This is a genomic window from Kitasatospora sp. NPDC085464 (genome assembly GCF_044541955.1).
Taxonomy (GTDB): Bacteria; Actinomycetota; Actinomycetes; order Streptomycetales; family Streptomycetaceae; genus Kitasatospora.
The window spans coordinates 191,594-213,230 of sequence record NZ_JBITTM010000001.1 but is presented as its reverse complement, the minus strand read 5'-3'; the positions used below and the strand labels follow the sequence as shown (position 1 = coordinate 213,230).

Genomic DNA, 21,637 nt, shown 5'->3' with positions numbered 1-21,637 from the left:
CCGGCCCTGCCGTGCCCGCCCCGCCCTGCTCGACCCCAGGATCCGTTCGTTGACTTCCCCCTACCGGCTCGTGCGCAGCCCGCTCGTCCAGCCCGACCCGCCGGTGCTGGACGCCTACCAGCGTGCCGTGGTCGAGCACGCCGACGGGCCGCTGCTGGTCCTGGCCGGGCCCGGCACGGGCAAGACCACCACCCTGGTCGAGGCGGTCGCCCGGCGGATCGCGGACGGCACCGCCCCCGAGCGGATCCTCGTCCTCACCTTCAGCCGCAAGGCCGCGATGGAGCTGCGCGACCGGATGTCCGGCCGGCTCGGCAGCTCCGCCGCCGCCCCGCAGGCCACCACCTTCCACTCCTTCTGCTACGCCCTGCTGCGCTCCCACCAGGACCCGCAGGACTACGCCGAGCCGCTGCGGCTGCTCTCCGGCCCCGAGCAGGACGTCATGGTCCGCGAACTGCTGGCCGGCGGCGCCGAGGACGCCCGCCTCGGCAGCTCCCGGATCGCCTGGCCGCTGGACCTGCGGGCCTGCCTGACCACCCGCGGCTTCGCCGACGAGGTCCGCGCCGTCCTCGCCCGCAGCCGCGAGCTCGGCCTCGGCGAGGCCGAGCTGGAGCGCTTCGCCCAGGGCGTCCAGCGCCCCGACTGGGCCGCCGCCGCGCACTTCCTGGCCGACTACCTCGACGTGCTCGACCTGCGCGGCGTCCTGGACTACGCCGAACTCGTCCACCGCGCCGTCCTGCTCGCCGAGCGCCCCGAGGTCGAGGAGGACCTGCGCCGGCGCTACGACGTCGTGTTCGTCGACGAGTACCAGGACACCGACCCCTCCCAGGTCCGGCTGCTGCGCCGGCTCGCCGGCGGCGGGCGCGACCTGGTCGCCGTCGGCGACCCCGACCAGTCGATCTACGCCTTCCGCGGCGCCGACATCAACGGCATCCTCGACTTCCCGCAGACCTTCCGCCGCGCCGACGGCGAGCCCGCCGAGGTCAAGGTGCTGCGGGTCTCCCGCCGCTCCGGAGCCCTCCTGCTCGCCGCCTCCCGGGAGGTCGCCCGGCGGATGCCGATGGGGCGGCTGCCCGCCGACAAGCTCGCCCAGCACCGCGCCCTGCTGCCCTCCCGCGAGGGCGGCCGGGTCGAGGTCTACACCTACCCGACCCCTGGGGCCGAACTCGACTCGATCGCCGACCTGCTGCGCCGCGCCCACCTGGAGGACGGCGTGCCCTGGGGCGAGATGGCCGTGCTCGTCCGGGCCGGTGCCCGCTCGATACCGGGCGTGCGGCGCGCGCTCGGCGCGGCCGGCGTCCCGCTGGAGATCGACGGCGACGACCTGCCGCTGCGCGAGGAGCCCGCCGTCGCCCAGCTGCTGCTCGCCCTGCGGGTCTGCGCCCAGCAGGCGGCCCGGCAGGCCGCCCGCGACCGGCACGGCGAGCCGGACCCCGACACCGGGGACGGCGCCGCCGCCGGCCCCGACCCGCTCACCACCGAACTGGCGCACGCCCTGCTCACCGGCCCGCTCGGCGGCCTCGACGGCTCCGACCTGCGACGCCTGGGCCGCGCCCTGCGTGAGGAGGAACGCGCCGCCCTGCGCGCCGAAGGCCGCCCCGCCACCGCCCCGCGCCCGGCCGGCGAGCTGATCCGCGAGGCCCTCGCCGAGCCGGAGCGGCTGGTCGCCCTCGACCCCGCGCAGGCCCGCCGCGCCCGCGACCTCGGCACCCTGCTGCGCAAGGTCCGCGAGCTGCTGGCCGGCGGCTGCACCGCCGAGGAGGCGCTCTGGGAGCTGTGGGACGGCAGCCGCCGCTGGCGCGAGCGGCTGGAGCGGGCCGCCCTGCGCGGCGGCGCCGCCGGCCGCAACGCCGACCGGGACCTGGACGCGCTGTGTGCCCTGTTCGAGACCGCGGCCCGTGCCGAGGAGCAGGTCACCGGCCACCGCAGCGCCCTCGACCTGCTCGCCGAACTCGAAGCCCAGGACATCGCCGCGGACACCCTCACCGTCCGCGCCGTCCGCCCCGAAGCCGTCCGGCTGATGACCGCCCACCGGTCCAAGGGCCTGGAGTGGCGCCTGGTCGTCGTCGCCGGAGTCCAGGACGGCCTCTGGCCCGACCTGCGCCGCCGCGGCTCCCTGCTGGAGGCCGACCGGATCGGCCGCGACGGACTGGCCGAGCCGCTCTCCCCGGCCGCGCTGCTCGGCGAGGAGCGCCGCCTCTTCTACGTCGCCGCGACCCGCGCCAAGGAGCGGCTGATCGTCACCGCCGTCAAGGCCCCGGCCGACGACGGCGACGAGCCCTCCCGCTTCCTGCGCGAGCTCTACCGCGAGGACGTCGACCCCCGTACCGGAAAGGTGGTGCGCCGCACCCCGCCGGTCACCGTCGAGGACGTCACCCACCGCCCGCGCCGCCCGCTGTCCGTCGCCGCGCTGGTCGCCGAGCTGCGGGCGGTCACCGTCGACCCGGCCCGCTCGCCCGAGCTGCGCCGCGCCGCCGCCGAACGGCTCGCCACCCTGGCCGCCGCCGCCGACGAGGACGGGCTGCCGCTGGTGCCCGCCGCCCACCCCGAACGCTGGTGGGGACTGGACGACCCGACCGCCGCCCCCGAGCCGCTGCGCAGCGCCGACCTGCCGGTGCGGCTGTCCGGCAGCGGTCTGGAGCAGTTGGAGAGCTGCTCGCTGCAGTGGTTCCTGGACAAGGAGGTCAAGGCGCGCGGCGTCGGCTCGGCGGCCCAGGGCTTCGGCAACGTGGTGCACGCGCTCGCCGACGAGGTCGGCTCCGGCCGCACCCCCGCCGACCTCGCCGTCCTGATGGAGCGCCTGGACACCGTCTGGGACGCGCTGGCCTTCGACGCGCCCTGGAAGTCCCAGCAGGAGAAGACCGAGGCCCGCGCGGCCCTGGAGCGCTTCCTCAACTGGCACGTCCTGGAACGCGGCCGGGACGTGGTCGCCACCGAGCACGGCTTCGACGTCACCCTCGACGTCGGTGGCGTCTCGGTGCGCATCCGGGGCTCGATGGACCGGGTCGAGAAGGACACGGCCGGGCGCGCCTACGTCGTCGACTTCAAGACCGGAAAGCAGCTGCCCACCGACAAGTCCCTGCCCGAGCACAAGCAGCTGGCCGTCTACCAGCTCGCCGTCCGGGCCGGCGCCCTCAACGAGCTGCCCGGCTTCGCCGAGCACGCCCCGGCCGCCGGCGGCGCCGAACTGGTCCACCTGCGCGAGCCCGCCGGCAAGGCCTCCCAGGACGCCCCCAAGGTGCAGCGGCAGGACCCGCCGGAGGGCGAGCCGTGGATCGAGGGCCTGCTCGCCGAGGCCGCCGGGAAGGTCCTGGCCGAGCGCTTCGTCCCGCAGACCGGTGGCGGCTGCGACCGGTGCACGTTCCGCCGCAGCTGCTCGGCCCAGCGGGACGGCGCGCAGCTGGTCGAGTAGCCGACGAGTGGCCGTCGGGTGGCCGTCGAGTAGTCGGGGTCACTGCGGCCGGAGGTCCGCAGTGTCGGTCCGGCCCGTTAACGTTGCCGGGTGACCGCCGTGCTCAGCCATCCCGACCAGCTCAAGGAGCTGCTGGGGATCCCCTTCAACCGGGAGCAGATGGCGGCCATCGGCGCCCCCCTGGCTCCGGCCGTGATCGTGGCCGGCGCCGGCTCCGGCAAGACCACCGTGATGGCCGCCCGGGTCGTCTGGCTGGTCGGCTCCGGCGCCGTACGGCCCGAGGAGGTGCTCGGCCTCACCTTCACCAACAAGGCCGCCGGCGAGCTCTCCGAACGCGTCCGCGCCGCCCTGCTCCGCGCCGGGGTGGCCGACCGGGACGCCGCAGACCCGCTCGGCGACCCGGAGATCTCCACCTACCACGCCTTCGCCGGCCGCCTGCTCAAGGAGCACGGCCTGCGGATCGGCATCGAGCCGGACGTGCGGCTGCTCGCCGACGCCACCCGCTTCCAGCTCGCCGCCAAGGTGCTGCGCACCGCCCGCGGCCCGTTCCCCGCGCTCACCGGCACCTTCGCCAACCTGGTCGCCGACCTCACCGCGCTGGACGGCGAACTCGCCGAGCACCTGGTCGAGCCGCAGGCCCTGCGCGACTTCGACGAGGGGCTGCTGGACACCCTCGCCACCGTCAAGCTCACCAACGACGACCTGCGGGCGGTGCCGGCCACCGCCCGGGCCCGCCTGGAGCTGCTGCGCCTGGTCGAGGAGTACCGGCGCCGCAAGCGCTCCGCCGGGCTCATGGACTTCGGCGACCAGATAGCGGCCGCCGCCCGCCTCGCCCAGCAGCGCCCCGAGGTGGGCGAGCTGCTGCGCGGCCAGTTCCGGGTCGTGCTGCTGGACGAGTACCAGGACACCTCGGTCGCCCAGCGCCTGATGCTCGCCGGGCTCTTCGGCGCCGGCCCGGACGGCGCGGGCAGCGGCCACCCGGTGACCGCCGTCGGCGACCCCTGCCAGGCGATCTACGGCTGGCGCGGCGCCTCCGTCGGCAACCTCGACGAGTTCCCGCGGCACTTCCCCAAGGCCGACGGCCGCCCCGCCGACCGCTACGCGCTCAGTGAGAACCGGCGCAGCGGCGGACGCCTGCTCGCCTTCGCCAACGCGCTCGCCGCGCCGCTGCGAGAGATGCACGAGGGCGTCGAGGCGCTGCGCCCGGCCCCCGGCGCCGAGCTGGACGGCTTCGTGCGGACGGCACTGCTGCCCACCCACGCCGAGGAGGTCGACTGGCTCGCCGACTCGATCTCCCACCTGGTGCGCACCGGCACCGCGCCCGGCCGGATCGCCGTGCTGTGCCGCGGCGGCGCCGCCTTCCCGGACATCCACGCGGCGCTGGTCGCCCGCGAGGTGCCGGTCGAGGTGGTCGGCCTCGGCGGGCTGCTGCAACTGCCCGAGGTGGCCGACCTGGTGGCGGTCTGCGAGGTGCTGCAGGACCCGACCGCGAACGCCGCGCTGGTGCGGCTGCTGGTCGGCCCGCGCTGGCGGATCGGCCCGCGCGACCTCGCGCTGCTCGGCCGGCGGGCCGCCGAGCTGGTCCGCACCGACCGGCCCGAGGGCGTCGAGGCGCTGGCCGCCGCCGTCGCCGAGGCCGACCCGACCGAGGTGGTGTCGCTGGCCGACGCGGTCGAGAGCTTCCTGACTGCCTCGACTGGCGAGGAGGGCTCCCAGCCGGACGAGCTGCCGTTCTCCGCCGAGGCGCGGGTGCGCTTCGCCCGCCTCGCCCAGGAGCTGCGCGAGCTGCGCCGCTCGCTCGCCGACCCGCTGATGGACGTGCTGCACCGGGTGCTGGCGGTCACCGGCCTGGAGGTCGAGCTCGCCGCCTCCCCGCAGGCCCTGGCCGCCCGCCGGCGGGAGACCCTGCACGCCTTCCTGGACGTCGCCGCCTCCTTCGCCGACCTCGACGGGGATCCGGGCCTCGCCGCCTTCCTCGGTTTCCTGCGGGCCGCCCAGGAGTACGAGCGCGGCCTGGACAGCAGCCTGCCCGGCGGCGAGGACACCGTGAAGGTGCTCACCGCGCACAAGTCCAAGGGCCTGGAGTGGGACGTGGTCGCCGTCCCCGGCCTGGTGCGGGGCGCGTTCCCCTCCTCGACCCCGCGCGAGCGCTGGACCAGCGCCAAGCGCGTGCTCCCGCACGCCCTGCGCGGCGACGCGGCCACCCTGCCCGACGTGCGCGGCGGGTGGACCGGCAAGGCGATGACCGCCTTCAAGAAGGAGCTGGCCGAGCACACCGCCACCGAGGAACTGCGCCTGGGGTACGTCGCCTTCACCCGGCCGCGCTCGCTGCTGCTGGCCTCCGGGCACTGGTGGGGGCCGAGCCAGAAGACCGTCCGGGGCCCGTCCGCCTTCCTGGAGGGGCTGCGCGAGCACTGCGAGCAGCCCGGTGCGGGCGAGGTCGAGCACTGGGCCGAGCAGCCGGAGAAGGGCGCCGAGAACCCGGCGCTGGCCGCTCCCGTCCAGCGCCCCTGGCCGCTGCCGCTGGATCCGGCGGCGCAGCACGCCCGGCGCCGGGTCGCCGAGGTGGTGCACGCCCGCCTGGCCGGCGCCCCGGCTCCCGAGCCCGAGCCGATGGCCCCCGAGGACCAGCGCCAGGTGGCCTCCTGGGACCGCGATCTGACCGCGCTGCTGGGCGAGTTGGAGCGCTCCCGGCGGACCGCGCGCGAGGTGCCGCTGCCCGCCGCGCTGTCCGCCACCCAGCTGCTGCGCCTGGCCGCGGATCCGGACGGTTTCGCGCGCGACCTGGCCCGCCCGATGCCGCGCCCCCCGCAGCCCGCCGCCCGGCGCGGCACCCGCTTCCACGCCTGGGTGCAGTCCCGGATCGAGCCGCTGCTGCTGGTCGAGCCGGGCGCGCTGCCCGGCGCCGACGACGACGGCATCGAGGACGAGCAGGACCTGGAGCGGCTCAAGGAGGCGTTCCTGCGCACCCCGTACGCGCAGCGCAAGCCCCACCGGGTCGAGGCGCCGTTCCAACTGGTGCTGGCGGGGCGGGTGGTGCGCGGCCGGATCGACGCGGTCTACCGGGACGGTGACGTGTTGTCAGGATCCGGTGGTGCGTCACGCTACGAAGTGGTGGACTGGAAGACCCACCGCGAGGAGACCGCGGACCCGCTGCAGCTCGCGGTCTACCGACTGGCCTGGGCCGAGCAGGCGGGCGTCGATCCCGAGCTGGTCACGGCTTCGTTCCTGTACGTCCGCAGCGGGCGGATCGTCCGTCCGACAGGACTTCCCGACCGAAAAGAGTTGGAACGGCTCCTGATCGGGAACAGTGAATAATGAGTCACGCAGAGCATCCAAGTCATCACGCCAGTGCCCGAAACCTGTGCGTCGTGCACGTTTCGCGCCTATTGTGGGGTCGGTAACCGGTCAACCCCCGTGCTCCGGCCGCCAGCGAGGCCCGTTTTCCCTAACCCTCAGTCATCACCGCAGGTGCCCTTGGGCATCGGCGCCTTCTGCTGGAGAAACCGACGTTGAGCGCGACCGGATGGATCAGAGAGCGGTTCACCGGGCCGACCCCGGCACCCGCCCCGGGCGCGACCGGCACCTGGCCGAGGACGGCGCTGGCGCTGCCGTTCATCGGGATGGGGCTGATCGTCGTCCTCGACTACCTCAGTGGCACCGGGGTGACGGTCGAACCGGCCCTCACCGCCGTGCCCGCGCTGGCCGCCGTGGTCAGCCGGCGCACCTGGTACCCGCTCGTCATCGGGCTGTGCACCGAGGCGGCGGCCTTCCTGATGGCCTTCCGCAGCGACACGCTCGGCTCGTCCGTGCACGCCGCCAGCGTGATCGCCGTCCTGCTCGTCGCGACCATCGGCTGGGTCAGCGCGACCCTGCGGCTGCGCCAGGAAAGGGCGCTGGCCGACGCCCAGCTGGTCGCCTCGATCGCCCGCCGGGTCCTGCTGCGGCCCGTCCCCGAGCGGGTCGGCACCGTCCGGGCCGCCGTCCACTACGAGGCCGCCGCCGCGCACGCCCGCATCGGGGGCGACCTCTACGAGGTGGTCAACACCCGGCACGGGGTCCGGGCCGTGGTGGGCGACGTCCGGGGCAAGGGCCTCGGCGCGGTCGAGACGGCCGCCGCCGTGCTCGGCGCCTTCCGCGAGGCCGCCCACCAGGAGCCCGCGCTGGACCGGGTGGCCGGCTGGCTGGCCGTCAGCCTCGACCGCGCCCTGCACGAGAACGACCACCCGGGCGTGGAGGAGGAGTTCGTCACCCTGGTGCTGATCGGCGTCGGCCCGGACGGCGCGGCGGAGATCGTCAACTGCGGCCACCCCGCGCCGCTGCTGCTGCGCGCGGGGGAGGTGCGCCCGCTCGAACTCGCCGAGACCGTACCGCCGCTGGGTGTCCTGGACCCGGCCGACGTGCGCCCGCCGGTCCACCGGGTGCCGTTGCTGGGCGAGGACCGGGTACTGCTGTTCACCGACGGGGTGATCGAGGCCCGCGACCGCGCGGGCGCCTTCTACCCGCTCGCCGAGCGGTTCCCGCGCTGCGCCGACGGCCGCCCCGCCGACGTCCTGCAGCGCCTGCACGAGGACGTGGTGCGGCACGTCGGACGCCAGCTCGGCGACGACGCGGCCATGCTGCTCCTGCAGTACGACCCGTCGCCGACGGCGGGCGTCCACGTGCCGCAGCAGGCCGGGGTCCTGGCGCGCCACCAGCCGGCCGTCGGAGGCCAGGCCCCGGCGTGAGGGCCGGAACCTAGAGCGACACCTCGACCAGCAGCGGCCGGTGGTCCGACACCGCGGCCCGCGGGGCCGCGGCCGGGCCCACCGCCGTGCGCGGCACGCCGATCGCCAGCACGTGGTCGAACTGCACCGCCGGCCGGTGCGAGGGGTACGTCGGCGTGCGCGCCAGGTCGTACCAGCCCTGCAGCCGGGCCCGCGGCTCGCGCACCCGCCGCCGGCGCGGCTCGGTCAGCAGCGGCCGGGTGCGCCGGGCCGCCCGCAGTTCCCGGACCCGGGCCCTCGGAGCGGTGCGGTCCAGCGCCGCCGCCCCGCCGAGCACCGTGCGCGGCACCGCGCCCACCAGGTTGAAGTCGCCCAGCACCAGGTACGGCTGCGGCAGGTCGGCGATCCACCGCCGGATGCCCGCCAGCTGCGCCATGTTCCAGCCCGGCACGAAGGACAGGTGCGCCGCCACCACGGTGAACGGCCCGCGTTCGCCCTCCAGCACCGCCGCCAGCGCGGCCCGGGGCTCGTCCGGTACGGGGGTCAGCCCGCGCCGCCCGGCCACCCGCAGCGGCAGTCCGAACGGCGCCGGGGCGAAGCGCCTGGCCCGCCAGTGCCGCACCGGCAGCCGGGTCAGCAGCGCCGTCCCGTAGGAGGGCGGGGCGGCCTCGTCCACCTCGGCCGGCCCGTACACGCGCAGGCCGTTCGGCGAGGACGGGTCGGGCACCCAGCCGGCCACCGGCGCCGGCCGGCCGTGCAGCGCGGCGGCGAAGCGCCAGTCCTTCGCGCCCATGGCCGCGGCCGCGACCGCCGCCTGGTCGGTGCCGCCGGAGCGCGCCTGGTGCCGGTCCACCTCCTGCAGCGCCAGCACGTCGGCGTCCAGCGCGGCCACCGCCTCGGCCAAGGGCTGCCCGGCGTCGGCCGGGTAGGGCTGCGGCGCGCCGTCCCGGGCGAGCGGCTGACCGTGCAACAGGTTGAAGGTGGCGATGCGCAACTGGCTCACACCGCACGACGGTACCCGCTCGCCGGGGGAGGGGGGTGCCGCTTGAGGCGGTGGGGCATACCGGGTATACATACTCGGTATGTCCATCCGTCACGGTCTGCTCGCCCTGCTCGACCAGGGCCCGCGCTACGGCTACCAGCTGCGCACCGAGTTCGAGGCGCGCACCGGCGCCACCTGGCCGCTCAACGTCGGGCAGGTCTACACCACGCTGTCCCGGCTGGAACGCGACGGCCTGGTCGAGGCCGCGGGGGAGGACGACGAGGGCCACCAGTTCTACGCCGCCACCGACGCCGGCCGCGTCGAGCTGCGGGCCTGGTTCGACACCCCGGTGCCCCGGACCAATCCGCCGCGCGACGAGCTGGCGATCAAGCTCGCCATGGCCGTCACCGTCCCGGGGGTGGACGTCTCCTCCGTCGTCCAGGGCCAGCGCCGGCACAGCATCAAGGCGCTCCAGGACTACACCCGGCTCAAGGGCCGTGCCCTGGCCGGCGAGTCGCGCCCCGGCGTGGTGCCCTCCGCGAGCAACGACCTCGCCTGGCTGCTCGTCCTCGACCAGCTGATCTTCCAGACCGAGGCCGAGATCCGCTGGCTCGACCACTGCGAGACCCGCCTCGCCCAGCAGGCCGAACTCCTGCAGACCCGCAACGCCGAGGCCGCCCGCGACGGCGGCGCCGCACCCGCCAAACGCGGCCGCCGCCTGCGCACCTGAGGCCTCCGGCACCCGAACCACCGGCCCGGGCCCCGGCCCCGGGCCCACACCCAGCACAAGGGGGGAATCGTGTCCCACACCCAAGAGTCCCGGCAGACGCCGGTGTTGCACCTGGAGAACGTCACCCGCGTCCACGGCCACGGCGCGGCCGAGGTCCAGGCCCTGCGCGGCGTCGACCTCAAGGTCCACCCCGGCGAGTTCGTCGCCGTCATGGGCCCCTCCGGCTCCGGCAAGTCGACCCTGCTCACCCTGGCCGGCGGCCTCGACACCCCGAGCACCGGCCGGGTCCTGGTCGAGGGCGTCGTCCTCGGCGACCTCAACCGCAAGAAGCTCGCCCAGGTCCGCCGCCGCTCCGTCGGCTACGTCTTCCAGGACTACAACCTGATCCCGGCGCTCACCGCCGCCGAGAACATCTCGCTGCCGCGCGAGCTCGACGGCCTGTCCGCTCGCGCCGCCCGCCGCGAGGCCCTGGTCGCCCTGGAGGAGCTGGGCATCCCCGAGCTCGCCGACCGCTTCCCCGACGACATGTCCGGCGGCCAGCAGCAGCGCGTCGCCATCGCCCGTGCCCTGATCGGCGACCGCCGCCTGGTCCTCGCCGACGAACCCACCGGCGCCCTCGACTCCACCACCGGTGAGGCCGTCCTCGCCGTGCTGCGCGCCCGCTGCGACGCCGGCGCCGCCGCCATGATGGTCACCCACGAGGCCCGGCACGCCGCCTGGGCCGACCGCGTGGTCTTCCTGCGCGACGGCCGCATGGTCGACGAGTCCGCCAGCCAGGACGCCGCCAGCCTGCTCGTCAGCGCCGCCACCAACAGCCTGAAGGTGGACGAGTGAAGCTCAGCGCCTGGCGGGTCGCCCTGCGCATCGCCCGCCGCGACGCCCTGCGCGCCAGGGGACGCAGCGCCCTCGTCATCGCGATGGTGGCGCTGCCCGTCCTCGGCGTCAGCGGCGCCGACGTGTTCTACCGCAGCGCCGAACTCACGCCCGCCGAACACGCCGTACGGGTCATGGGCCAGGCCGGCGGCGAGCTGGAGATGGTCGAGCGCGGCTCCTCCGTGAAGCAGGCGCCCGACCCGGAGCAGGGGTTCAGCGTCCAGAACCCCAAGGACACCGTGAAGAACGGTGCCGCGCTCACCTACACCCCCGCCCAGCAGCGCGCCCTGGACACCGAACCGGCCGCACTGGCAGCACAGTTGCTCCCGGCCGGCGCCACCCTCGTGCCGGAGCGCCAGGGCCCGTACACCGCGGCGAGCAGCGCCGAGGGGCTGCTCAGCACCCGCGTCAACGAGGCCGACCTGAGCGACCCGGTCTGGCAGGGCCGGATGAACCTGGTCAAGGGCCGCGCCCCCGCGGACGAGCACGAGGCCGCCGTCACCCCGGAGTTCCTCAAGCGCGCCGGCCTCAAGCTCGGCGACCGCACCGCCGTCCGCGGACTGGAGTCGAGCCCCTTCACCATCACCGGGGTCTACGAGTACCCCGGCGAACTGAGCGCCACCGAGCTCTTCGCCCGCCCCGGAGCCCTGATCGACCGGCTGGCCAAGGACGCCGGCACCGGTCGCGGCAAGACCGACGGCACCGACGAGCCGACCCGCTGGCTGGTCAAGCTCCCGGCCGGCACCGTCCTCGACTGGCCCAAGGTCACCGAACTCAACCAGTACGGCTTCAGCGTGATCTCCCGCGCCGTCCTGCTCGACCCGCCGGCCCGCGCCGACGTCCCGTACTACGTCGAGCAGGACGCGAAGGGCGGCGACGGCACCCGGTACTTCGACCGGACCTCCGTCGTCATCCTCGCCACCGTCGTCGGCATGGCCCTGCTGGAGATCGTCCTCCTCGCGGGCCCCGCCTTCGCCGTCGGGGCCCGTCGCTCCCGGCGGCAGCTCGGCCTGCTCGCCGCCGCCGGCGGTGACCGTGCCAACGTCCGCGCCGTCGTCCTCGGCGGCGGCATCGTCCTCGGCGTCACCGGCGCCGCGGTCGGCCTCGTCCTCGGCGTCGGCCTGGTCGCCCTGCTGCGCACCCAGGCCGAGGAGTACGCCGGCCAGCGCTTCGGCCACTTCGCGATCCAGCCGGTCGACCTGCTCGGCGTCCTCCTGGTCGGCCTGGTCACCGGGCTGCTCGCCGCCATCGTCCCCGCCGTCCAGGCCTCCCGCCAGGACGTCGTGTCCGCGTTGACCGGCCGCGACTCGCTCAAGCCGCCGAACCGCAAGCTCGCCGCGCTCGGCCTGCTGATGCTCGCCGGCGGCGCCGCCCTCGCCCTGCTCGGGGCCACCAGCGGCGTCGGCAGCCGGAGCCTCGCCGTCCTCGGCGGTTCGGCCGTCGCCGAACTCGGCATGGTCGCCCTCACGCCCGCCCTGGTCAGCCTGTTCGGGCGGCTCGGCCGCTGGCTCTCGCTCGGCCCCCGGCTCGCCCTGCGCGACTCGGTGCGCCACCGCGGCCGCACCGCACCCGCCGTCGCCGCCGTCATGGCCGCGGTGGCCGGCTCCGTCGCGGTCGGCGTCTACACCACGAGCTCCGACGAGCAGTACCGGCGCGAGTACGTCGCCCACGGCCCCGCCGGGTCCGTCCTGCTCGGCAACGGCTGGCTGGCCGGTGCGGACGGCAAGCTGCTGCCGCAGATGCGCGAGGCCGTCGAGCGCAGCATCCCCGGCCTCGGCCAGCGCGCCGACGTCCAGCGCGTCAGCTACAAGACCGCCTGCACCGACAGCGGCCCGTGCGGCTACATCAGCGTGGAGATGCCCAAGGAGGACCGCTGCCCCGCCTTCGCGCCGGAAACGGAGCTGAGCGCCGGCGAGCTCGACCGGATCCTGGCGGGCGACAAGCGCTGCCAGGTCAACACCCGCCGCGGCAACCCGTTCGGCGCGTTGAACGCGGGTGACGCGACCCTGCTGCGCAACCTCTACGGCGTCACCGACGAGGCCGCCGGCCAGGCCCTCGCCGCGGGCAAGGCCGTGGTCTTCGACCCCCGCTACATCAAGGACGGCAAGGTCGCCGTGCAGTACAGCGAGCCGGTCGACTACACGGCGAGCGGCAATGCCGACCACAAGCCCGCGTACACCGAGATCGCCGTCGACGCCGTCCTCGCGAACTCCGCGGTGTCCGCCCCCGGGCAGGCGGTGGTCAGCCCGGCCACCGCCGCCAGGCTCGGCTTCGTCACCTCGCCGGCCGGCTCGGTCTGGCTGCCCGACGCGATGCCCTCCGACGGCTCCCAGCAGCGGGCCGACGGCGCGCTCGCCAAGATCAGCGACCACGACGTCCTGAGCATCGAGCGCGGCTACCAGTCCGAGGCCGGCCTGGTCAGCCTCGGTCTGACCGCCTTCGCCGCGCTGGTCGCCCTCGGTGCGGCCGGGATCGCCACCGGGCTGGCCGCCGCCGACTCCCAGCGCGACCTGACCACCCTCGCGGCGGTCGGCGCCGAGCCCCGGATCCGGCGCTCGCTGTCCGGCTTCCAGTGCGGCGTGATCGCGGCGATGGGCGCCCTGCTCGGCGTGGTCTGCGGCATCGTGCCCGGCGTGGCACTGCGCAAGGTCGAGGGCGCGGCGAGCACCTACCCCGGCATGAGCCCCGAGGAGATCGCCAACAAGGCGATCGTGGTCTTCCCGTGGCCCACCATCGCCGCCACCGTCGTGGTCCTGCCGCTGCTCGCGGCCGCCCTCGCGGCGGTGCTCACCCGCTCGCGGATCACGATGCTGCGCCGCTCGGGCTGAGACCCCGCGGCCCCGCCACCGCCACCTCCGTCGCGCGCCCGTGCCGCGGCGGGGGTGACGGACGTTCGGGGGTGACGGAGGTTACAGCCCCGGGAGCGGCCGGCACCCGGACGGCCGGGGCGGACACCCGCACGGGCGAACTACAGTCGTCGGTATGACGAGAACCCCGGACAGCGCCGTCCGCTCCTACATCGACCGGCACCAGGCCTCCTTCCTCGCCGACCTCTCCGAGTGGCTGGCCATCCCGTCGGTCTCCGCCGAGCCGGACCGCGCCGAGGACGTGCGGCGCTCGGCCGAGTGGCTGGCCGCCAAGCTGCGTGACACCGGCTTCCCGGTCGCCGAGGTGTGGGAGACCGACGGCCTGCCGGCGGTGTTCGCCGAGTGGCCCTCCGGGGACCCGTCCGCGCCGACCGTCCTGGTCTACGGGCACCACGACGTGCAGCCCGCGGCCAAGGAGGACGGCTGGGACACCGAGCCGTTCACCCCGACCGTGGTCGGCGGCCGGCTGTACGCGCGCGGCGCCGCCGACGACAAGGGCCAGGTGTTCTTCCACACCCTGGGCGTGCGCGCCCACCTGGACGCGACCGGCCGCTCGGCGCCGGCCGTCAACCTCAAGCTGCTGATCGAGGGCGAGGAGGAGTCCGGCTCGCCGAACTTCGCCGACCTGGTCCGCCGCGAGGCCGACCGGCTGGCCGCCGACGTGGTCGTCATCTCCGACACCGGCATGTGGTCCGCGTCCACGCCGACCGTCTGCACCGGCATGCGCGGCCTCGCCGACGCCCAGATCGACCTGTACGGGCCGGACACCGACATCCACTCCGGTTCCTTCGGCGGCGCCGTCCCCAACCCGGCCCAGGTCGCGGCCGAGCTGGCCGCCGCCCTGCACGACGCCGACCGCCGGGTGGCGGTCCCGGGCTTCTACGACGGCGTGATCGAGCTGACGGAGCGCGAGCGCGAGCTGTTCGCCGAGCTGCCCTTCGACGAGGAGGGGTGGCTGGAGGTCGCCAAGTCGCACGGCACCCGCGGCGAGGCCGGCTACTCCACCCTGGAGCGGATCTGGGCCCGCCCGACCGCCGAGGTCAACGGCATCTGGGGCGGCTACACCGGCCCCGGCGGCAAGACCATCGTCCCGGCGTCGGCGCACCTCAAGCTGTCCTTCCGGCTGGTCGCCGGGCAGGAGGTGGAGAAGGTCCGCGAGGCGGTGCGGGCGTGGGTGGCCGAGCAGGTGCCCGCGGGCGTGCGGTACGAGCTGGTCTTCCCGGGCGCGACGCGGCCCTGCCTGACCCCGCTGGACCACCCGGCGCTGCAGTCCACCGTCCGGGCGATGGGGCGGGCGTTCGGGCAGAAGATCCTCTTCACCCGCGAGGGCGGCTCCGGCCCGGCCGCGGACCTGCAGGACGTGCTCGGCGCCCCGGTGCTGTTCCTCGGCATCTCGGTGCCCTCGGACGGCTGGCACTCCGTCAACGAGAAGGTCGAGCTCGACCTGCTGGCCAAGGGCGTGGAGACCGCCGCGTACCTGTGGGGCGACCTGGCCGAGAACTTCCGGCCCGGCTCGTGACCGGGCGGCCGCACACCGAGGCAGTCAGATCACTCATCCGGATGATTCACCACGTGGGGATGGAACGACGTGAGCACCGTGCCTGAGACCGAGCGCCCGATGCACCTGGCACTGGCCCGGGCCGGGGTGGACCGGGCGGCCGAGCACCGGTTCGACGAGCCCTGGCTGGCCGCGGCCTGGAGCCACCCGAACACCCGGGTGCTGCCGATCGCCGGCGGCGAGGCGTTCGTGGTCGACACCGCGAAGGGGACCGAACTGGTCCTGCTGCCCTCCTTCGAGGCGCCGCAGACCGGTGACCGGTACTTCCTCGGGACCGACCAGGACGGCGTGTCGTACTTCGCGCTGGCCGGTGAGAGCCTGCCCGGGCGCCTGGACGGCGACGCCCGCCCGGCCGGGCTGCGCGAGGTCGGCGCGATGTTGTCCGACCGCGACGCCGGGCTGCTGGTGCACGCCGTCGCGCTGGAGCACTGGCACCGGCTGCACAGCTTCTGCTCGCGCTGCGGCCACCCGACCGAGAAGGCCGGCGCCGGGCACGTGCGGCGCTGCACCTCCTGCGCGGCCGAGCACTACCCGCGCACCGACCCGGCGGTGATCATGGTGATCACCGACGAGCAGGACCGCTGCCTGCTCGGCCGGCAGGCGCTGTGGCCGGAGGGCCGGTGGTCGACGCTGGCCGGTTTCGTCGAGCCGGGCGAGTCCATCGAGCAGGCGGTGGCCCGCGAGGTGCACGAGGAGGCGGGCGTACGGGTCGGCGAGGTGCGCTACGTCGCCAGCCAGCCCTGGCCGTTCCCGTCCAGCCTGATGCTCGGCTTCGCGGGCAAGGCGCTGCCGGGCGGCACCGAGATCACCGTGGACGGCGAGGAGCTGGCCGAGGCGCGCTGGTTCTCCCGCGAGGAGCTGCGGGCCGGGATGGAGGCGGGCGAGATCCTGCCGCCGTCCGGCATCTCGATCGCGCGGCACCTGGTGGAGCTCTGGTACGGCGAGCCGCTGCCCTCGGCGGCGCGCTGGTAATTCCGCAACGGGGGCTTCCGCCGGGCGGAGGCCCCCGCAGAAAGGGGGCGTGCGGCCATTGCCATGCGCCCCCTTTTTCCTTTCCAATCCCTTCTCGAATTCCTCACCACCTGCTGTTCGTATCCGGACGGGCCAGTTCTGCTACCGGAACGCGGCTCGACGGCCCCGACGCCGACCCGCACGGACGACATTGCCGGAAACGGCTGAAACCGTGTCACCGCGCTCGCTACATTCACTCGGGTGACAATCCCCCGGGGCACCGCCCAATCGCCCAAATACCAGCGCCTCGCCGCCGACCTCCGCCGTCGGATCGCCGAGGGCGAGTTCACCGCCGACGCCGCCCTGCCGGTCGAGAGCGAACTGGAGCGCCAGTACGGCGTCGCCCGCAACACCGTCCGCCTCGCCGTCGACGTCCTGGTCAACGAGGGCCGTCTGGTCCGGCTCCAGGGCAAGGGCACCTACCTGCGCGAACACCCGGTCCTGGACCACCGCGCCTACGGACCGACGCTGGCCCCCGCGCCGCGCGACTGCCTGGCCGCGCCCTCCGCCGTCTACCTCGGCGAGGCCGCCGAGGCCGGACGCGAACTCGGCACCGACTTCGAGATGATGATCGTCCGGGCCCGGGTCGACATCGCCGAACGGCTGGGGCTGCGCCCCGGCGAGGCCATCGTGGTCCGCCGCCAGCTGCGGCTGCTCGACCGCGAGCCGTACTCCATCGAGGAGAGCCACTACCGGGCCGGCCTCGCCGCCGGTACCCCGCTGATGGAACCCGACCCGGTCGAGGGCGGGGACGAGGCCGTGCTCGCCGCCCTCGGGCGCACCGAGATCGGCGCCGTCGACCACCTCGTCGCCCGGATGCCCGGCCCCGAGGAGGCCCAGTGGTTCCAGGGCGGCCCGGGCGTGCCGCTCATGGTGCAGACCCGCGTCACCTACGACCGGCGCGGGCCGGTGCGGGTCATCGAGACCCGCTACTCCGCCGACCGCAGCCGGCTCGTCTACGGCATCGGCGACCTCGGCGCGCGCACCACCCTGCCCGCGCCCGCCGCGCCCGTCGACCCCGCCCGGGCCGACGCGACGTGACGCGCGCCGACCGGGCGACCGGGCCGGATCAGGCCGCCAGGGCCTTCTTGACCTGCAGCAGGCTCGGGTTGGTCATGACGACCTGCTCGCCGCCGCCCACCGGCTTCACCAGCACCGTCGGCACCGTCTGGTTGCCGTTGTTCACGGACTCGACGAAGGACGCCGACGCCGGGTCCTCCTCGATGTTGATCTCGGTGTAGCCGATGCCTTCACGGTCCAGCTGGCTCTTGAGTCGGTTGCAGTAACCACACCAGGTCGTGCTGTACATCGTCACGGTGCCGGACATCGAGGGGGCTCCTTCGAAAGAGAGGTGCGTACGGTCTCCGGAGGGAACGTCCGCCGGGCGGCGGGCATTCCGGCCCGCCATCGACCGCACTGCGGAGCGATCATCCTGCGATCACACCCGGCCTGTGGACAACCCCGCCCCCGTTGTCCCACCGGGCTGAGAAGATGGAACGCATGCAGGAAGACCTCTTGAGCGGCAGCCCGTACGACGCCTCCCACGGCTCCCCCTGGGCCGACCCCGGCGCCGCCACGGGCCCCGACGCGGTGCTCGCCGGGCTCGACCCGGAGCAGCGCGCCGTCGCCACCGCCCTGCACGGTCCCGTCTGCGTCCTCGCCGGCGCCGGCACGGGCAAGACCCGCGCCATCACCCACCGCATCGCCTACGGCGTGCGCAGCGGCGTCTACCACCCGCAGCAGGTCCTCGCCGTCACCTTCACCGCCCGCGCGGCCGGGGAGATGCGCGGGCGGCTGCGCCAGCTCGGGGCCGACGGCGTCCAGGCCCGCACCTTCCACGCCGCCGCCCTGCGCCAGCTCCAGTACTTCTGGCCGCGCGCCGTCGGCGGCCCCGTGCCCCAGCTGCTGGAGCGCAAGGTGCAGCTCGTCGCCGAGGCCGCCGGCCGCTGCGGCCTGCGCGTCCAGCGCACCGAACTGCGCGACCTCACCGCCGAGATCGAGTGGGCCAAGGTCACCCAGACCGGCCCCGACGACTACCCCGCCGCCGTCGCCAAGTCCGGCCGCGAGGCCCCCCGCGACCCGGCCGAGACCGCCCAGGTCTACCGCGTCTACGAGGAGACCAAGAGCCGCCGCGGCAACATCGACTTCGAGGACGTCCTGCTGCTCACCGCCGCCATCCTGGAGGACCGCCCGGACATCGCCGACCAGGTCCGCTCCCAGTACCGGCACTTCACCGTCGACGAGTACCAGGACGTCTCCCCGCTCCAGCAGCGCCTGCTCGACCAGTGGACCGGCCCCGGCGGCGGCGCCAGCCTCTGCGTCGTCGGCGACGCCAGCCAGACCATCTACTCCTTCACCGGCGCCACCCCCGACTACCTGCTGAACTTCCGCGGCCGCCACCCCGAGGCCACCGTCGTCAAGCTCGTCCGGGACTACCGCTCCACCCCCCAGGTGGTCCACCTCGCCAACGGACTGCTCGCCCAGGCCCGCGGCGAGGCCGCCCGGCACCGCCTCGAACTCGTCTCCCAGCGCGAGGCCGGCCCCGAACCCGTCTACACCGAGTACGAGGACGAACCCACCGAGGCCGAGACCACCGCGCGCCGGATCAAGGACCTCCTCGCGGCCGGCGTGCGCGCCAGCGAGATCGCCGTCCTCTTCCGCACCAACGGCCAGTCCGAGGTCTACGAGCAGGCCCTCGCCGACCTCGGCGTCCCCTACCAGCTCAAGGGCGCCGAACGGTTCTTCGAGCGCCCCGAGGTCCGCGACGCCGGCGTCCTGCTGCGCGGCGCCGCCCGGGCCGCCTCCGACCCGCTCACCGACGGCGCCCCCGACCTCGCCGGCCAGGTCCGCGCCGTCCTCGCCACCCGCGGCTTCACCCCCGAGCCTCCGGCCGGCTCCGGGGCCGTCCGCGACCGCTGGGAGTCGCTCGCCGCCCTCGTCCGGCTCGCCGAGGAGTTCGAGCGCACCCGTACCGCCGCGGGCCAGGGCACCGACCTCGCCGCCTACGTCGCCGAGCTCGACGCCCGCGCCGCCGCCCAGCACGCGCCCGCCGTCGAGGGCGTCACCCTCGCCTCCCTGCACGCCGCCAAGGGCCTGGAGTGGGACGCCGTCTTCCTCGTCGGCCTCACCGAGGGCACGCTGCCGATCATCTACGCCAAGACCGACGAGCAGGTCGAGGAGGAGCGCCGCCTGCTCTACGTCGGCGTCACCCGCGCCCGCAAGCACCTCACCCTCTCCTGGGCCCTCTCCCGCTCCCCGGGCGGGCGCGCGAGCCGCAAGCCGAGCCGCTTCCTCGACGGGCTGCGCCCCGGCTCCTCCGCACCCGGCGCGCGGACCGGCGCGCGCGGCGGTCGCGGGGGCGTCGAGCCCGGCGAGCGCTCCGCCGCCCGGCGGGTCCGCGGCCCGGTCAAGTGCCGGGTCTGCGACAAGGTGCTCACCGAGGCCGTCGAGCGCAAGCTGCGCCGCTGCGAGAGCTGCCCGTCCACGATGGACGAGGGGCTCTACGAGCGGCTGCGCGAGTGGCGTGCGGGGCAGGCCAGGAAGCAGGGCGCCCCGGCGTACGTCGTGTTCACCGACGCGACGCTGATGGCGATCGCCGAGGACGTGCCCGCCGGCCGCGGCGAACTGGCCTCGATCTCCGGGGTCGGTGCCATGAAGCTGGACAAGTACGGGGCTGCCGTGCTCTCGTTGTGTGCGGGGGAGGAGCCCGAGGAGGATCCGGACGGCGTCGAGGACGACGGTTCGGTCGATCCGGCGTGAGCCGGCACGGGCGCGGTCCAGGGGACTGCTCGGGGACTTCGAATCCGGCTGCGGAGCGCGCCGTGGAACTCGCCGCGAAAAATAGTTTGCGCGGTGTACCGGGAGCGCAATAGCCTGCCGGGGCGGTCAAGGGGACGCGATCGCACGGGGTCACACCTGTGCCGATTCCCTTGCACCCAGAGCTGTACCGAGACAGACATCCGAACATTCGGAGCCGGGGGAACCTGGCTCCGCGAGACGCCGAGAGGAGGCGAAGACAGTGGGAAACATCATGATCACCAAAATGACTGGCCAGACCGTTGTCGCTGCCTCCCTGCGTGCCGCCCGTCTGCGGGCGCTCGCCGAGCTCGGTGGAACCGGTCTGGGTCTCGACACCACCGGTGTCTCCGTCGCCCCCGTTGTCAGTGGTCTCGGACACACTGATCTGTGCTTCACGGGCAGCAGGAGCATCGAAGGCACCGTTGTCGAGACCGGTCTGTCCCGTGGCTGGGCGTCGTTCGGCACGTCGCGCTCCCTGCGCGATGAGCGACCGACCCAGGCACCGAAGGCAGCTGTAGCCGCCGCCACGCATGGCGGCTATGCGCAGGTCATCGGTGCCGGAAACCCCCAGAAGCAGAACGAGCAGCTGATTAACCAGGCCATGGCCGCCTTCAACGGCGCCAAGGCCGCCCGGATGCGGGCCTTCCGCGGCCCTGAACCCTGGAGAGAACGAACCTGAGTCAGCCTCAGGTCGGCACCTCCAGGGCCGCGGAACCCGTCACACCGGGATCCGCGGCCCTTCTGTTTTGTCCGGTACGCAAGACCAACCCAGGCCCTCCGGGGCCTCCGGCCCAGCACCACCAGTCCACTGGGCCGGAACCACTGAGAAGACGAGGAAGACGCCCACAGTGTCCACGGTCATCACGCCGCCCACCCCGTCCGTACCGCCGACAAGCCAGATCACCAAGGCCGACCAGGCCGACCCCCCGGAGGTTCCTTCCATGCAGATCAGCTCCATCGAGCAGGCCGAGGCGCTCGGTCTCCCCATCCCGTGCCGCGCCTTCGACCCCGAGGTCTTCTTCGCCGAGACGCCCGCCGACGTCGAGTACGCGAAGTCCCTCTGCGGCACCTGCCCGGTGAAGGACGCCTGCCTGGCCGGCGCCATGGAGCGGCGCGAGCCGTGGGGCGTCTGGGGCGGCGAGCTGTTCGTCCAGGGTGTCGTCGTGGCCCGCAAGCGGCCGCGTGGCCGCCCGCGCAAGACCGAGGTCATGGCGTGAACCCCGCCGACCAGGCCAGGGTCGTCCGCCGGGGAGAGCAGCCCCCGCTGGACAGCGCCCTCCGCCGTTCCGTGCGGATCGCCGCCGCCAAGGCCGACGCCGCAGCCCGTAGCCCGTTCCCGAGCACGCACCACGAGCAGGACCACGACATGACCCCCGCCGCCGTCGATCCGACCGCCCGCGCCGAGCAGGCCACCGAACGTCAGACCCAGAACAGGATCCTCGAAATGCAACTCCTCCACGAATCCCTGGCCCGGGCCCATATGCAAGACAGGCTCCACGAGGCCGAGAACCAACGGCTCGTCAGCCGGGTCATCCGGGCCCGCAAGCTCAGGCAGCGGGCCGAGCGGGCCTCGCTGCGGGCCCGCAAGGCGCTCGCCGTGGCGCTGATGTAGGACCCGTGGGCCGCTCCGGCCCTCCGCTTGACCCCCGTCGTGCCGCAGGCCGCTCCCCAGGTGGGGAGCGGCCTGCGGCCGTGGGGGCGGC

15 protein-coding genes are annotated in these 21,637 nt (G+C 74.7%); 13 read left to right on the top strand and 2 right to left on the bottom strand.

The window, feature by feature from the left end:
• Positions 1-49: 49 nt before the first annotated feature.
• The 3 genes from ACIGG8_RS00930 (at position 50) to ACIGG8_RS00920 (ending at position 8,136) form a co-directional block, all read left to right on the top strand.
• Entirely contained in the window at positions 50-3,409 is a 3,360-nt protein-coding gene (locus ACIGG8_RS00930) for an ATP-dependent helicase (protein ID WP_396544518.1), read from the top strand.
• A gap of 90 nt (positions 3,410-3,499) precedes the next feature.
• Positions 3,500-6,727, top strand: a complete 3,228-nt coding sequence (locus ACIGG8_RS00925; protein ID WP_396544516.1) for a UvrD-helicase domain-containing protein — start codon at positions 3,500-3,502, stop codon at positions 6,725-6,727.
• Positions 6,728-6,921: 194 nt separating this feature from the next.
• Positions 6,922-8,136, top strand: coding sequence for a PP2C family protein-serine/threonine phosphatase (locus tag ACIGG8_RS00920; protein WP_396544514.1), 1,215 nt, complete (start codon positions 6,922-6,924; stop codon positions 8,134-8,136).
• A gap of 10 nt (positions 8,137-8,146) precedes the next feature.
• Here the strand turns inward: ACIGG8_RS00920 and ACIGG8_RS00915 are convergent, their stop codons facing one another.
• Positions 8,147-9,118, bottom strand: a complete 972-nt coding sequence (locus ACIGG8_RS00915) for an endonuclease/exonuclease/phosphatase family protein (RefSeq protein WP_396544512.1) — start codon at positions 9,116-9,118, stop codon at positions 8,147-8,149.
• A 79-nt stretch (positions 9,119-9,197) separates the two neighbouring features.
• Between ACIGG8_RS00915 and ACIGG8_RS00910 the strand changes: the two genes are divergently transcribed.
• From ACIGG8_RS00910 to ACIGG8_RS00885, 6 genes are all read left to right on the top strand, one after another.
• Positions 9,198-9,827 carry a PadR family transcriptional regulator gene (locus ACIGG8_RS00910; protein ID WP_396544510.1) on the top strand — a complete coding sequence of 210 codons (630 nt, stop codon included), beginning with the start codon at positions 9,198-9,200 and terminating at the stop codon, positions 9,825-9,827.
• 66 nt (positions 9,828-9,893) lie between these two features.
• The gene (locus tag ACIGG8_RS00905; RefSeq protein ID WP_396544744.1) at positions 9,894-10,661 is read left to right on the top strand and encodes an ABC transporter ATP-binding protein; all 768 of its coding nucleotides are present in this window, start codon (positions 9,894-9,896) and stop codon (positions 10,659-10,661) included.
• A complete protein-coding gene (locus ACIGG8_RS00900) occupies positions 10,658-13,528 on the top strand; it encodes an FtsX-like permease family protein (RefSeq protein ID WP_396544508.1) in 2,871 nt (956 codons plus the stop codon). Before ACIGG8_RS00905 ends, ACIGG8_RS00900 begins: the two co-directional genes overlap by 4 nt.
• Before the next feature lie 154 nt (positions 13,529-13,682).
• Positions 13,683-15,086, top strand: coding sequence for a dipeptidase (locus tag ACIGG8_RS00895; RefSeq protein WP_396544506.1), 1,404 nt, complete (start codon positions 13,683-13,685; stop codon positions 15,084-15,086).
• 99 nt (positions 15,087-15,185) lie between these two features.
• Complete coding sequence (nudC, locus tag ACIGG8_RS00890; protein WP_350522248.1) at positions 15,186-16,097, top strand: NAD(+) diphosphatase; 912 nt, start codon at positions 15,186-15,188, stop codon at positions 16,095-16,097.
• A gap of 240 nt (positions 16,098-16,337) precedes the next feature.
• The gene (locus ACIGG8_RS00885) at positions 16,338-17,177 is read left to right on the top strand and encodes a GntR family transcriptional regulator (RefSeq protein ID WP_350522103.1); all 840 of its coding nucleotides are present in this window, start codon (positions 16,338-16,340) and stop codon (positions 17,175-17,177) included.
• A 28-nt stretch (positions 17,178-17,205) separates the two neighbouring features.
• On the opposite strand, the gene ACIGG8_RS00880 is transcribed toward ACIGG8_RS00885, so the two are convergent.
• Positions 17,206-17,463 carry a mycoredoxin gene (locus ACIGG8_RS00880; protein WP_350522102.1) on the bottom strand — a complete coding sequence of 86 codons (258 nt, stop codon included), beginning with the start codon at positions 17,461-17,463 and terminating at the stop codon, positions 17,206-17,208.
• Between the two features lie 164 nt (positions 17,464-17,627).
• Here ACIGG8_RS00880 and ACIGG8_RS00875 point away from each other — a divergent pair, with 164 nt between their 5' ends.
• The 4 genes from ACIGG8_RS00875 (at position 17,628) to ACIGG8_RS00860 (ending at position 21,546) form a co-directional block, all read left to right on the top strand.
• The gene (locus ACIGG8_RS00875) at positions 17,628-19,895 is read left to right on the top strand and encodes an ATP-dependent DNA helicase UvrD2 (RefSeq protein ID WP_396544503.1); all 2,268 of its coding nucleotides are present in this window, start codon (positions 17,628-17,630) and stop codon (positions 19,893-19,895) included.
• A 259-nt stretch (positions 19,896-20,154) separates the two neighbouring features.
• Entirely contained in the window at positions 20,155-20,613 is a 459-nt protein-coding gene (locus tag ACIGG8_RS00870; RefSeq protein ID WP_350522101.1) for a hypothetical protein, read from the top strand.
• Between the two features lie 169 nt (positions 20,614-20,782).
• Positions 20,783-21,151: a WhiB family transcriptional regulator gene (locus ACIGG8_RS00865; protein WP_396544500.1), complete on the top strand. Its 369-nt coding sequence runs from the start codon at positions 20,783-20,785 to the stop codon at positions 21,149-21,151.
• Positions 21,148-21,546 carry a hypothetical protein gene (locus ACIGG8_RS00860; protein WP_396544498.1) on the top strand — a complete coding sequence of 133 codons (399 nt, stop codon included), beginning with the start codon at positions 21,148-21,150 and terminating at the stop codon, positions 21,544-21,546. The genes ACIGG8_RS00865 and ACIGG8_RS00860 overlap by 4 nt, the downstream gene beginning before the upstream one ends.
• Positions 21,547-21,637 lie beyond the last annotated feature (91 nt).

Excerpts from the sequence above, each read along its gene's own strand:
- nudC (WP_350522248.1), top strand. The coding sequence starts at position 15,186 with ATGCACCTGGCACTGGCCCGGGCCGGGGTGGACCGGGCGGCCGAGCAC.
- ACIGG8_RS00880 (WP_350522102.1), bottom strand. The coding sequence starts at position 17,463 with ATGTCCGGCACCGTGACGATGTACAGCACGACCTGGTGTGGTTACTGC.
- ACIGG8_RS00910 (WP_396544510.1), top strand. The coding sequence starts at position 9,198 with ATGTCCATCCGTCACGGTCTGCTCGCCCTGCTCGACCAGGGCCCGCGC.
- ACIGG8_RS00895 (WP_396544506.1), top strand. The coding sequence starts at position 13,683 with ATGACGAGAACCCCGGACAGCGCCGTCCGCTCCTACATCGACCGGCAC.
- ACIGG8_RS00875 (WP_396544503.1), top strand. The coding sequence starts at position 17,628 with ATGGAACGCATGCAGGAAGACCTCTTGAGCGGCAGCCCGTACGACGCC.